The 13,489-nt window shown below is 59.6% G+C and carries 9 protein-coding genes; all 9 read right to left on the reverse strand.

What is annotated here, in order from left to right; genetic code table 11:
* Positions 1 to 33: 33 nt before the first annotated feature.
* On the reverse strand, positions 34 to 3,582 hold the full coding sequence (locus tag ACREYQ_RS00250; RefSeq protein ID WP_432258827.1) for an ImcF-related family protein: 3,549 nt from the start codon (positions 3,580 to 3,582) through the stop codon (positions 34 to 36).
* Complete coding sequence (locus ACREYQ_RS00255) at positions 3,579 to 4,817, reverse strand: hypothetical protein (protein WP_432258828.1); 1,239 nt, start codon at positions 4,815 to 4,817, stop codon at positions 3,579 to 3,581. The genes ACREYQ_RS00250 and ACREYQ_RS00255 overlap by 4 nt, the downstream gene beginning before the upstream one ends.
* Positions 4,818 to 5,207, reverse strand: a complete 390-nt coding sequence (locus tag ACREYQ_RS00260) for a hypothetical protein (RefSeq protein ID WP_432258829.1) — start codon at positions 5,205 to 5,207, stop codon at positions 4,818 to 4,820. It abuts the gene before it with no gap.
* 507 nt (positions 5,208 to 5,714) lie between these two features.
* Positions 5,715 to 6,608: a tetratricopeptide repeat protein gene (locus ACREYQ_RS00265; protein ID WP_432258830.1), complete on the reverse strand. Its 894-nt coding sequence runs from the start codon at positions 6,606 to 6,608 to the stop codon at positions 5,715 to 5,717.
* Positions 6,605 to 7,648, reverse strand: coding sequence for a glycoside hydrolase family 19 protein (locus ACREYQ_RS00270; protein ID WP_432258831.1), 1,044 nt, complete (start codon positions 7,646 to 7,648; stop codon positions 6,605 to 6,607). Before ACREYQ_RS00270 ends, ACREYQ_RS00265 begins: the two co-directional genes overlap by 4 nt.
* Positions 7,649 to 7,699: 51 nt before the next feature.
* A protein-coding gene (locus tag ACREYQ_RS00275) for an IS3 family transposase (RefSeq protein WP_432257673.1) occupies positions 7,700 to 9,270 on the reverse strand; the annotation gives its coding sequence in 2 pieces (ribosomal slippage) (positions 7,700 to 8,841 and positions 8,841 to 9,270; 1,572 coding nt in all).
* Between the two features lie 9 nt (positions 9,271 to 9,279).
* Positions 9,280 to 10,224, reverse strand: coding sequence for a hypothetical protein (locus ACREYQ_RS00280; RefSeq protein WP_432258832.1), 945 nt, complete (start codon positions 10,222 to 10,224; stop codon positions 9,280 to 9,282).
* Complete coding sequence (locus ACREYQ_RS00285) at positions 10,127 to 10,951, reverse strand: hypothetical protein (RefSeq protein ID WP_432258833.1); 825 nt, start codon at positions 10,949 to 10,951, stop codon at positions 10,127 to 10,129. Before ACREYQ_RS00285 ends, ACREYQ_RS00280 begins: the two co-directional genes overlap by 98 nt.
* 8 nt (positions 10,952 to 10,959) lie before the next feature.
* The gene (locus tag ACREYQ_RS00290; RefSeq protein WP_432258834.1) at positions 10,960 to 13,299 is read right to left on the reverse strand and encodes a type VI secretion system Vgr family protein; all 2,340 of its coding nucleotides are present in this window, start codon (positions 13,297 to 13,299) and stop codon (positions 10,960 to 10,962) included.
* Positions 13,300 to 13,489 lie beyond the last annotated feature (190 nt).

Raw genomic sequence — 13,489 nt, forward strand, 5'->3', positions numbered from 1 at the left:
TCTGTTGAGCATGACCATGTTGAGCAGAGGCGCCTATTTGCGCGGACCGGCCATTTCCCGCGCCGCGATCTGCGGCTGCTCACCCCCCGCGAAGATCCGCGACGGCAGCACAAAACCACGCAGCATCAGCATCTCCAGCGGTCCCTGCCCAACCTCGGTACGCAGTTGATAGCTGATCGGGTAGGTCAATTCGGCAGAAGCAGGAACCTTCGCGGCACGAGCCACCAGGCTGTCGGCATCACCATCCGTGGCACCAGCAGTGGCTTGCCCGTTTCCATCGGCCGCGCCCTCACCAGCACCGGCCTTTAACCCCTTGGTGTCCGGAATCCCACGCCAGGTCAGCTGATAGGTGGCACTGTCCAATGGCTCAACATGTGCCCGCTCCAGCATGCGTACCAGTCCCCATCGGCCACCAAACTCATAACTCTTGTTCGTACTAGCCTTCTCGCTCTGCCACTGCAGCCGCGTCCCCAGGTCCTGCAGGTTGGTGGCGGGCCACGTCATCGCCTGCCAAGTCTCGCGCTGGTTGTAGTAGTGCAGCTTCTGCCCGTCAACGGTCAGTACCGTGTCGGTCAGGCCCGGCGTGGGAATTGGCTTGAGCTCGAAGCGGTACTGCGGCTCGCCTTGCGCCAGCAGGTGGGCGGCGATGCGCTGCAGGGTGTTGATCGACTTGAGGAAAGTCGGATCGAAGGCCAGTGCCTGTCCGCCGCTGGCGGCCGGTACCCATTGATCGCCCTGCAGTTCCAGCACGCCGGCCAGCTGCGTGCCGAGGAACGCGCCGATCAGCCCGGTCTGTGGGCGCAGGAAGCGCGCCAGTTCGGGCAGGGAGGCGTCGTTGGCACTATCCGCAAACGGATAGCGCCCGGCGAACGAGCGGCCCCACGCTATTACGATGCTCTGCCGCCAGGCGTCGTTCAGGCTTGCCTGCGCCGGTTGCAGCACGGTTTGTGTGGCCTGGGTGATCGGGCGCACGAACAGCGTCTCGCCCATGCCCGCCCATTGGCTGCCAAGGCTGGCGGCCATCAGCTGGGCATAGGCCTGGGTATCGGCGAGTTCCGAGCCCTTGCCCTGAAACAGCGCCTGCGCCATCTGGCGGGCCTGCGCGTCGGCATCGGCGCTGTTGCTGACCTGCTGCAAGCGCAGGCGCAGTGCCGTGGCGCGGTCGAGAAAGCGTTGCAGGCTCAAGTCACCATTGACGTCCCGCCCGGCCTGCGTCTGCGCCACCAGCCGCAGCACTGGGCCGAAGGCGGCGCCAAGCGGCCCCGAGGCGTCTGGCTTGATCTGCCCGGACGCTGCGGCGTTCTTGCCCAGCAGGTCCTGCGCCTTGGCAACCAGCGTATCGGACAACGAGTCCTTGCGGGCACCGGCGCCACCCTGGTACGCGAGCGATCTCATCAGCGCGGTCACGGGTGACTGGCGCGCGTCGGCCATCAGCTTGAGTTGGTCGATCGCGGCGGGAAGCGTGCGCGCTTCCGCCCACTGCAGGCTGTTCATGAAGCCCTGCCAGTGGTCGGCGTAGTCGGCAAAGTATTGCTCGGTGAGAGCCGCCTGTAGTGCTTCGGCGGAGTGGCTTGCTGTCTGCGTTGGCGCTTGCGTGGATTGTGGACTGCCGTCGGTGAGCACCCAGTCGCTGGCAATCTCTGTCCGCTTGGCTGCCACCTCGATCGCGGGGGCGATATATCCCTCATAGGCCTCGCGGGTGAAGACGCCAGGCACGATCGCGGTGGCGCGCATCAGCCCCCGGGGATCGGTGCCGGCGGTGAGCGACGCCAGGGTTTTGTCCGGATACTTGTTGCCGCTGTTGTCGGCGAATGCGGTGAGGATGCCCTGATAGACCGTGTCCTGGGCATTGCGCTCCCCGATCACGGCCAGCAGCGTCTGGCGCGCGCCCGTTACCACCTCGGGCCGGGATTCGATGCGCCAGGATGGGTTGGCCTTCAGGTGCTGGGCGTAGAACGTGAGCAGGCGTTCGGCTAGGTCTTGTTGCTCGCCCGGCGTGATGCGTGCTTCGGTGGACCAATGTCGCACCAGTTGCTCTGTCAGGAAGGATGGCTCTGCGCGCTGAGGGTTGGCCAGCATCAGGTAGGTCTTGAGTTGATCGTGTCCGCTCAGTGCCCACTTGCCGGTCTGCTCGTCCAGGGAGCTTGTCTGCGATTGCGCCAGATCTACCAGCGTGGCCTCCAGGTCTTGCTGCACCGGCGTAGCCAGCAAGCGGCGGCTGGCTTGTGCATAGGGTTTCCACAAGGCTTCCAGCACGGCCGGATCGCGATTGAGGCCGAAGCGTGTACTGAGAGGGGCGTGATGCTGCGTACGGTACTCGTAGCGTTCGATCTGCTGTTGGAGCGCCAGCAGTGCGCGCAGGCGGGCGGCGGGGTTGGGGGCGGATTGGATATCGTGTATTGCTTGTTCGGCGGTGTGGACCTCGTGGCTGTTCTGGAGACCGGATAGCAGCATGCCGGCGGTCCAGATGGCGATGGCCCCTATCGCCAGCATGGAACACACCGTGAGCGGGTGCCAGCCGACCCGGCGACCTGGTCGGACACGAGCCGCATCGCCCAGGTACTGCCAGAGGGGCAGTTCGCCGCTGGCCTGCATGTCCGTGCTCTTGCTATCTGTCAGTGGATACGGTGCGAACACGATGCCGGCAACCGGGATGCGTCGATGCTGGCCGCCAGCCAGGTTAGCGACAGCGTCAGCCAGCACGTTGCTGCGCTGATCGAGTTGCGCGGAGAGGTTGCCCTGATACCGGTCCTTCTGGTTGTGAAGGAGCCGCTCGACGCCCCGCTGTGCCAGGCGGTCGCGCAACACCTGCAGGGCGTCTTTGATGGCGGCCGCATCCGCTTGTGGCGGCAAATCGCAGCCGATTACCGGCGAATTGCCATTGGCGACGGGATCCGCCTTCGCTACGTCGAGCACGTAGACGGGGGCGGACCAACGCAGCACTTCGGCGATTCGCGCCAAGCAGACACCGTAGGGCAAGGCGCCCGGACGTCGCGCGTGCCATGCAGCCTCGCCGTCGGCGACGAGAGCAATGGCATCCACCGGTCTGCGCCGCCTTAGTTTGTAAAGCCGCTTGAGCCAGTCAGCATCCGGCTCGCCGTTTGCCCCGGTCTTGCACCACAGCAACACTACATCTGCCGTGAGCAGCCAACCCTGGTCGGCGAATTCGGGAAGGAGCTTTACGATAGCGTTGTTGTCACCAGTCAGAAGAAGCCAGGGCTGGCGGTAGCGCCAACGCATACCGTAGCGTGCGCGAACTGCGATACGTAGCGCATCCAACTGTGCCAATGCGTTCCCGCGTGTAATCCCACCATCAAGCGCCTGACTCTCGCGATCATGGCTCGCCAGCTCCCTCAGTGCGCGCCGCGAGGCAATCCATTGAATGACAGCCTCCAGATACTTCACAAGGAAGAGCACCACAAGAAGACCGGCAACGAGGCTGAGCGCTATGATGGTGCGTTGGTCGTTCGAGAGCCCCCGGTCGGGTCCTTCGAACCAGACGGTCATGCCTACGACCAGAAATACGATCGATACGGCGATGCCGATATAGAGCGCAACCGGCAGAGGCTTCTTCTCATTCATACTTGCGTCCTGCATATGAGCGCGACCATGTCGCTGCCTTGTTGTGAGAGCACGAGTTGCGGCTCTCCAGTAAGCAATGCGTGCTCAGCGGCCAGCGCCGTGGCAAGCCAGCCTCCGGTGCCGGCACAATCGCCGATTGTCTTGTCCACTTGGACCCATTTGGCGCCGTCACTGAACGCGGCTTTGATAGGGCGCGCAAAGTCCTCTGATGGGACGTGACTCCAGATAGTCTTGACCTGTGAGGCCGAGGCCTGTCCCCAGCGCACGCCAAGGCCGACCGTCTGCACAGCCGCGTCCGGTCCGCCAATGGCAGGGCGATGTATGTGCAGCTTCGGGGTATTCGTCGCCGGGCTACGTGTGCGCCCAGCCGATCCCAACAGAATCGCCACGCCCGCTTCCGCAGCGCCGTCCGGCAGCCGCTCACTGATCGCGTTGCATAGCTGAATCGAGACTAGCAGCTGCGCATCGCCAGGTTGGAGTCGGTCATGCCAGGTATCGATGGAGAACAAGGACAGGTGATCTGGCGATGCGTCGATCTTCAGCCGGATTGCCGGTGCCTTGGCACGGATCAATGCCTCCAGGCGAGCATGCAATTCCGACAGCTCCACAGACGACCGTATGCACAGATCGACGTGAAGGAAGGTATCCGCTGGTAGTTGCGCCAGCTCCTTGCCGATTTGCTCTACCAACCGTTGGAGCAGCCAGTCACATACCACCCGGTGACGGCTGTGTTCGGTCAGTTCATTGCCCGGGTAAAAAGGCCGGTCGGGAATCTGCAGCCAGCGAGCGTTGACATCAACGCCAGGGTCGGCCCCGCTTGGTCGCGGCGCTATTCGCAAAGTGCCGTCCACGATCCCTTGCGCGCTGTTTTCCTGATCGTCGCAGGAAAAGCACCACGCATGCGCCAGCATGACCCGAGGTTTGCCAGCCATTGCATGGCAGGCCTCTTCCATAATTTCGCTGGCGCGATTGATTGCGAGGGCCTGGCTTATCCGTATAGACGAGAATCCGAGATAGCCAGACAGCATCAGCGCCCAGGTCATCACCGGATAGCCGGCAACGTAGAACCAAAATCGAACAGTATTCGTCGGCCTGCCCGCGGGCCATAGAAGGATCGTCAGGGCAGCACCCAGGCAAAGCACGCCGACCAGCAAGGCTGACCAGATCAGCTTTGACGGGCGGGGAAGAGCCGGTACCGGGACCTGTGGCGGTACCCGCGCGAAATCGATGGGCATTTATCGGACCGTTGCGCGGCAATTGCGCGCTGCATCCAAAAGATGAATCAGGCGCACCCGGTCGCGAGCGGGTACTTCGTGTGCGACGTGGTCGGAGTCACTGCATTTATCAGTACGACGATTAGTGCGGATGACGAGCTTTCCCATTTTTATTGTCAAATATGTCGGCTCATAACAGTAAGGTCCTTCGTCGTCGTCGGTCGGTCTCTTGTCGAGCAGTACGAAATCACTGGCCATGAGTTTTGGTATGTCGATCGGGCTGCAAAGAGCCCGCGACGCGAATTTATCTGGGATGGTCATATTGGGATTTTCCTCGAGTGCGCCTTTACTATAAAAGCGGCCGTAATTCAGGCTGCGAAAGAGCCCGCTCTTCCGGTCTACGATCCACACGATGTTATCTTCAGCGGTATTTCCGCTCCGACATTGAATTAGATATCGCTCAGTTCCCTTGGTCCAGAATGCTGAAAAATCGGATGAGTCGCACAGATCATCCTTTGTCGGGGCCACGTTATTCAGAGACATTGCGCACTCACCAACCTCGTTGCAATAGCCAGCCAATTGAGTATCTTTTCCCTCGCACCAAGGAAAGGCGATAGGGGACCATTTTGCTATTAATGCCAACAGAGCCCATTTATGAGTCGTAGACATAGTAATTTGACAGTCCAAGCCTGATGTGGGCGGGTTATTTGGCATGATCCAGTGCCGCTTTGCTAGGGGCATAAAAATCCCCGCCGGTCGGCTTTCTAACAATATCCCAAATCAGGCGGCAATTTTTTATCTTCAGCAGCATTGGCGCGACGATCGTGCGCTTTATCATCTTGGCTCTATTGAAAGAAGTGCTGGACGGTAACGCCAAATAGACGTTTTTTTGAAAAACTATGTTGGTGGCAAGCTCGTCTACTTCATTCGATCAATAACCCTTGGTGGTATCTTCGGTTTCATGTTGTTTGATGTCATGTCATGGTAATACTGGTCGTATAGTTGGGACGCCAGGACTTTTATTCCAATATTCCAATAGGCGTCCGCAAGGTTTAATTTGGTAACGATCCGTTTCGGAAATTTTTTGAGGATTGCTTCGAGGAGCGGAATTGCATCATCTGATCTGCCTTTTTCTGCGAGAAAGTGCGCAATGTCGTTGATATCTCGAACATTCGTTGTGCTCACATACTCAGCTAGTTCCGCTGAGTCGTAGGCTGTAATTGAATTAAGATAGCGATCCAGCGTGTCTGCATCCTTTCTTGCTGATTCAAAGCTTTCCAGGCTGCGCTCGATGTCCTTGGCGGTTTCTGCGGATGATTCATAGGCATATGCTTCTGTCGTCCCAATGCCTGAACAGTCTTTGGTTCTTAGCACTTGCTCTGATGGCAGGAACTTTCCAGCGGTAAGATCGGATCGCTCACCAGTGATCTCCCTGACTAGGCACCAATTGGAGTAATTGCGCTTCCATTCGTATACCAATCGGTATATCTGGCCTCCTTGGCTGGAGCAGCTCCCATCAATGGCTATTTGTCGGGTGTTCGGGATTTTGTAGATCGTCATGGAGCTACAATCATCAAATTTCTGCACGGAATAGAGGAGAATTTTATTGAGTGAGGGCGAGTGGTATTCCACCGAAAGACCCGTGGATGTTTCTCGATAAATAATTCGCCCCGTCATGTTGTTGCCTTCGAAATCGCTCTGTAGCTCGCCGTGCATCGCGTGAGCTATAATCGGTAGCAGGAGGCTAGTCGCGACGACGAACAGCTCGATAAGGGCGTGACGAAGGGAGTTGAAGATTTTTAGTGTTTTCATATCGCTTCTAGAACGTTATGCCTATCTTGCACGAATGATTTGACGTAACCTCTTATGCCATACCAGTTCTTATCCTTCGGATGGCCACTCTTGTCGACCGGGCTTCCTGCGGATGAATCGAGTTCGAGATATCGCTTGTATCCTTTTAATGCTTCAGTTTTATCCTTATTCGATATTCCGGGCTTGTCGAGCCCGGGATCGTGCCACATGCCCCACGCACAAGAAGCTCTCTTTTCATTGTAAGCCGAGCTTTCTTCGAATCGATACTGACCGTTCCGGTTGAGTTTCAGGCAGTTTTGAAGGTTCAGGGCTTGTATCGCACGATTGAAATACTTGAGACGATCATCGTACCCATTGAATCCGCCGTTAATTATTCTTGTGATCCAGATGAAATCATCGGCATTGCTGGGGCCAAGTAAGTCCGAGTGAATAACATAAAACCACGCCGCCGACAGTAGGGCGTGAGGTGGCCTTTCGAGGCTTTCCATTGCTGTCTGATTTGAAGTGGAATCGTGTTTCGAATAATCCTGGTAGGATCGGTAATTGCTCTCAAATGTGATCTGAATAAGCCCGCGGCCGCGCCATGGGTCATACGACTTGGTTTTTCCGAGTTCTCGTGTGTACTTAAATTCTCCACTTTCGTGAAGAATTTGAGCAAGAAAGTGCCCTTGTGATATGCAGGTGTCGAATTTATAATCGGAAAACGCCTGGTTCAATGGTGCCGTGTACTCGTGGATTAGTTCATCAGCTGCGGCCGTGGCTATGCGTTTTAGGTCTTCCGAGGAAATTTCCTGAGCTTTGCAGCCTGCTACGGCGAAATTCCCGATCAAGCCAATCGGATGGATATGAAAAGCATTCGACCCAGGCAAGTCGACCACACGGGACTTCACATCGTCCCACCAGACAAGCTTCTCGATTCGCTCTTGCTCCGCCCCGTGCAGAGCTCGAGGCCCAGTCTGCTTCTCAATTTCGCCGACCAGCTGCTTCCACTTCCCAGCATTCGCCCATTCGCTCTCATGCTTGATAATCAAACGAGACATCCGTAGCGCCCTCCACGGATCCGGCGCGCGTCAAGGTAGATGTCGCCTCATTCATGCAGCCAAACGCTGGTTTTCGGCGCCTGGCTTGATACCGGTGGGCACGGCAATCTCGCGCTCCGGATTGAGCGTGACCGTGTCGATTGGCGACCAATCTCGAGTGTTGCATGACCAGCGACGCGGGTTGCGCTCACGGGCCTGAACGTACAGCGCGTGGCGCGCGGCGAGAATCTTGTCGTCTTGACCGGCGTGGCGCTGTGCCGGGCTCACGTAGCGGATGCCGCTGTGCCGGTGCTCATGGTTGTACCAGTGGACGAAGTGGGCCGCCCACGTACGCGCCGTGGCCAGATCGGCAAAGCCTGTAGACGGGAACTCCGGCCGGTACTTGGCCGTGCGGAAGAGGCTTTCGACGAAGGCATTGTCGTCGCTCACGCGCGGGCGCGAGTACGAAGGCTTGACCCCCAGCCAGTGCAGCATCGCCAGCACCGTGGTGGCCTTGAGCGTGGCGCCGTTATCGCCATGCAGCACCGGCTTGGCCGCCATGGCATGGATGCCTTCGGCCAGCGCCGTGCGCTTGACCAGATGCGCCGCGTGGTCGGCGTCGTCACGGTCGTGAACCTCGAAACCCACGATCTTGCGGCTGTACACGTCCAGGATGAGGTACAGATAGAACCAGCGCCCGGCGACCTCAGCCGGCAAATAGGTCATGTCCCAACACCACAGTTGGCGTGGCCCGGTGGCCACGTGCGTGGTGGGCGGACGGCTTTGGCGCGGCGCCTTGGCGCGTCCTCGGTGCCGGGCCTGCCCATGGGCGCGCAGCACCCGGCCGAAGCTCGACTCGCTGGCCAGGTAGACACCCTCATCGGCCAGCATGGGCACAATGCGCGCCGGCGGCATGTCGGCGAAGCGCGGCTCGTTGGCAACGGCCAGAATGCGTTCGCGCTCCTCGATGCTCAGCGCATGCGCGGGCGTGGGCCGCTCGGCCCCGGGGCGGCGGTCGCCGACCACCAAGCCATCGTGGGCCTTCCAGCGTTGCAGCGTCCGCACGGTTATGCCAGCTACCTCGCAGGCCAGGCGCAGGCGAGCACCGCCTGCGTGAGCGGTTTCGATATGGCGGACCATCGTGTGGCGATCTTCCAGGCCGATCATGCGTCCTCGTCCTTGTCCTTCGGGAAGATGCCCTCGAGCTTTTTTGAGAGTATCAACAGGGCGGCGGCTTCGGCCAGGGCCTTCTCCTTGCGGCGCAGCTCGCGCTCGAGTTCCTTGATGCGGCGCCGATCGGCCTTGGTCTCACGATGGGTGGCGCGCGCATCCTCGGGCTCAGCCAGCGCCTGCGTGGCGGCGGTGCGCCACTGCTCCAACTCCTGCGGATACACACCTTTCTCACGGCACCAGGCGTTCTTACTGGCCTCGTCCATCGCAGCCGTCGCCAGCACCGCCTCAAACCTGGCCGCCGCTGTCCATGCTCGCTCGCGAGCGGGCATGGACATAGCGTCCGCACGCCAGCGCTCAAGCGTGGCCACTGCCACACCCAATTCCCTTGAAACCACTTCCACCGCCGCACTCTCCGGCGGTAACAACCGTGCTACCGCCCGGTCCTTGAATTCTTGTCCGTAACGAGCCACTTCTTTCTCTTATCGCCCCCAGGGTTCAAATTCTATAGGGGCGACATCTATTCTGCCGCGGGGGGGATCCCCCGCGGCAGCACAGAGTTCGTCCGCAGCCCTGCTTTGCTCCCCAGTCGGATAAAGCGCACGGTAGACCTTCCCCATCAGCGGGCTAAGCTTGCCCAGCGCCCCCCGTTCGGGCACGTCGGCACCTATCGAGTAGTCAACAAATGCCTTGGCATTGGCGAAGATCGTATGCGTCTGATCGTGCGGGTCGTCGAAAGCCTCAAAATCCACCCACTTCTGCGGAAACTCCCGTGTTACTCGCCCACCTGCGAAGTTCTGCTCACGCACCCAGCCGGTAATGTCGCGGCGAAGCACGTCAGCGCCCTCGACCTTCCACCAGCGACCCTTCAGCCCGTCGCTTCCTGCTTGGGTTTCGGTGTACTGGTTCTCGCGCTGCTTGCCCAGCTCAGAAAGCGCTGCCACCTGGATCACGTCGGTCTGAGGCGCGTCTTGGCCTGCTTGATTGGCCGCCTTGTACAAGGTGGTCTTCTTATCGATACGCAGAATCGTCGGGTCTGCGGGCAATCCCAGTTGCTTCCAGGCGCTCGCCTGCGCCCCGTTGGCACTGATCCACGTACGGCCCTTGTCGATGAACGACTTGATTTCATCGCCGCAGAACACCTCGATGTGGACCATGCGGTTAGGCGTTTGCTGCGTAAGGGAGTCATAGCGCCCGAGATGCCCGATCAGCTGACCAGCCTTGATCGGTACTGGCGTTGACGGCACGACCACGCGATCCAGTGACGATTCCGGCATCACCTCCTCGACAACGCTCCCGCCATTCTCATCGCCCAGGAAGACCCAACCGTCAATCGCGGCCGATGGGGCGACATAGTCTCCAGTTCTTGGGGGAATCAACTGTGCGCCATGCGTGTCCCTGATCTTTCCCCAGTTGCCTGGCGACATAGTCTCCAGTTCTTGGGGGAATCAACTGTGCGCCATGCGTGTCCCTGATCTTTCCCCAGTTGCCTTCACGCCTGCTCAGGCTGATCTGCGCTCCTTGGGGCAGGATGCACAGCGGTGCGCCGTGCGGGTGCGAGGCCCGGACCCTTAGTCCTGTTCGCTGCGCAGGCGCTGTTTGGCCCGCGGATGCACGTGGCTTGTCTCTCGCGTATCCGGTGACCTTGAAGTCAGGAGACCAGTAGGCCGGCTTGCGCAGCGTCTTGTCAGCTTCATAGCCTGCAAAATCCTGCAAATGCATGTACAAGCTGAAGAACGTAAGCTTCGTGTCTTTGGGGAACTCGAGGGTGTGCCGCACGAGGGCGAATCCAGTGCTATAGGGGGCATGGAAGGCGGGCTTGCCATCCTGGGCGGCGATTTCGCTTACGAGGTAGACGCGGTTCAAGCGCCACGCCACGACCTCGCCGTCCGCAATACAGAGCACCCCATGCTTCAGGTCCAGTGACTGCCCGGCACCGGCCTCGGTCACATGGATGCCGCCATGCCACATGCCCTTGCTGCTGACGGCATATCCTCCAGATGGCTCCCGCTTCAGCAGTCTGTGGACTTCGTGCTCGTTGGTGAAATTGGCACTGGCCGTTCCGCTATCCTGCGGCTTCTTACGAAATGGAAAGGCGAAACGCAGTTGTTTGACAGGGGTGCTGGGGGAACTTGCTGGTGTCTTCGTTGCCATGCTTGCGCTCACTCAGAAAAGCCGAAGTTCATGTCACCCTTCCCGTCCTTCAGGGGAGCGCTCGTCCAGTTGGGGAACGTGAAACTTCCCCCGGCTGGTCCACTCACATCAAGATTTCCCTTGATATCGACCTTTCCGGCTGGGCTCGCGATCTCGATTCTTCCGTTGGCGATCTTCACGTACGCACCGGCGCCATCGCCCAACGTGATGCCTTTTGCGCCGGTGATGATTATTTCGCCCGACGATGAACTCATGGCGATATCCTTGAGCGCCAGCAACTCCAACCCATCCCCTTGCGACTGAACCTGTACCTTGCCTTTCGCAGCGAAAATGCGAATCCCGAGTCTTGCGGCGAATAGTGAGATGGCTTCGCCGGCAGCCACGGTCACGCGCTTGAACACGCCAATATCCAGGCCCCGCCCTGCGGTCACGAACATCTGTGCGCGCGCTGCCAACAGCATGTTCTTTCCACTCGTGACGCCTACGCCTTCGGGTGCGTTCGCGACGAGTACCGGCTTCTGCAGGCCCATGAGCTTCTGTTCGATGAGTGCGCGCTGCTGGTCGATTTCAGCAAGCCATGCTCGCGCCGCATCGGCCGAATCGTTTAGGGAACGCATCATGTCCATGGCCTGCTTGAGCGTTGCCTCGGCGTCTTGCATGTCGAGTTGCTTCCCTTCAGCGCCTGGCTGATCATCGGCCGACAGAAACAACCCCTTGCCACCCCGAATCGCCCCCCACCCCGAGGTACGCAACTCAAAACCATCGCCTCGCTTCTGCTTCTGGTGGTCAACGAGATAACCCAGATTGAGTTGGGTCTTCCCTCCATATTCAGTCGAGAGCTTGATGCTCTCCCGCCCCGCACTATCCTCCATCCGCATCTTGTTGTTGCTCTGCGTGCGAATGACATTGCGCGACAGCCAGCCGTCCTGGCTGGTGATCAGGTCCGGGTGCTGGCTGTGGTGATGGAAATGAGCGATATACGGTTTGTTCGGATTGCCGTCGAGGAACGCAATCCCCGCTTCGGTGCCGTCCAGTGCCGGGAAGTGGAATCCCGTCTGCCTGGCCCCGGCAAACGGCTTGGCCAGGCGCAGCGGCACGCTTTCGCCACCGTTGGGCCATTCGTCGAAGTCCAGGTCGAAGCGGACGGTGTAGTAGCCCTGCTGGGTGAGGTAGGCATACTTGTAGCGGCCCGGCGAAGTGACGCGGGCACTCAGTGTGCCGTGGATCTTCGGCCATTTGTCTTCGTTGAGCGGCAGCCGGAAGCGCCGGTCCGATGGGATGGCCTTGAAGGCATTGCGGTAGGCTGCGTCGCGTGCCCCGCTGTGGATGACCTCGGTGACCACCACGCCGTTTGGCGCATCCGGCAACGCCTGGTCCATCCGCAGTATGCGAGCGGGGCGCAGTTCCAGGACGTTGCTTGCGCCCGAGATAATCAGCTGCCCTGAAATCGCGCTCTCGTGGCGCAGCTGGGCCTCCCATTTGGCGCCGTCCTGATCCAGGTGGTGGGTGCCATAGACATAGGGCTGGCCGTAGGTCGTCTTGTCCTTGCGGGCGATGTTTGCCTCGGCCCTGAAGCGCTCGTAGGACTGATCGGGGTTGTAGTCCGCAACCACGAACGACTCCGGCACAGTCTGCGCATGGGTCTTCAGGTCGAACACCGCTTCGGTGCCGGATTCAAGTCCCGCCGTTTCACGGTACGGCACCCGCAGTTCCGGTTGGTAGATGTAGTGGTCGATATCGTCGCCAAACACCACCAGCTCGCCGAATTTTCCCGGCATGGCATAGCAGTAAAGCCCCTCCTGCTCCATCAGCAGCCGGATATACGCCCAGTCGGACATCTGGTACTGAAATCTGAATCGGTGCTGTGGACATTTACGGCGAATCTTGAAGACGAACTGGTGACCCTTCAACCCGTGCCGGCGCAGGATCGCCTCGATGATTTCAGGTGCGGTCTTCTGCTGGTAGAGGCGGCTGGCGCGGGTAAGCCGCAGTCGTGCGATGAGTGGTTCCAGCACGATCTGGTAGCCGCAGAAGTCGGGGGTCTGGCGGATCTTGCTGAACTGCAGGATGCAGCCGGAAAACTTGCGCGGCTCGGTGCCGTCGGCGGGATCGATCAGGAACGTGGCTTCCTTGCCCAGATAGTCGGCGCGATCGAGATCAAGCGGGTGTGTCAGCTGGATGGTGACGGTATAGGGCTCGCCCAGCCGCTCCACCGCTTCGAATGACACCACCGACAGCGCGGCGGCGCTGGCGGTGCCGGGGACTTCGAGGAAGTATGCCTGTCGCCCGGTCAGTCCCCTGAGCAGGGGATCGCCATAAGTCCGCAGTTCTTTACCTGGATCCGGCATGGTATGCGCTCCGTTGTCAGCGAGATCGAATCTTCTTGCCTTGGGCTATGCATCGCCCAAGGCTTAGCTTCTCGCGCCGCACGGTAAACGCTTTTGCTTACGCCGGAAATCTGATTGGTCGAATTATTCCAATACGTCGGAAATTTAGAAAATGCGTACCAAGAATAGGATTTTACTTAGTCCTGCGTCG

It is taken from the genome of Cupriavidus sp. TMH.W2 (assembly GCF_050847365.1).
Taxonomy (GTDB): Bacteria; Pseudomonadota; Gammaproteobacteria; order Burkholderiales; family Burkholderiaceae; genus Cupriavidus.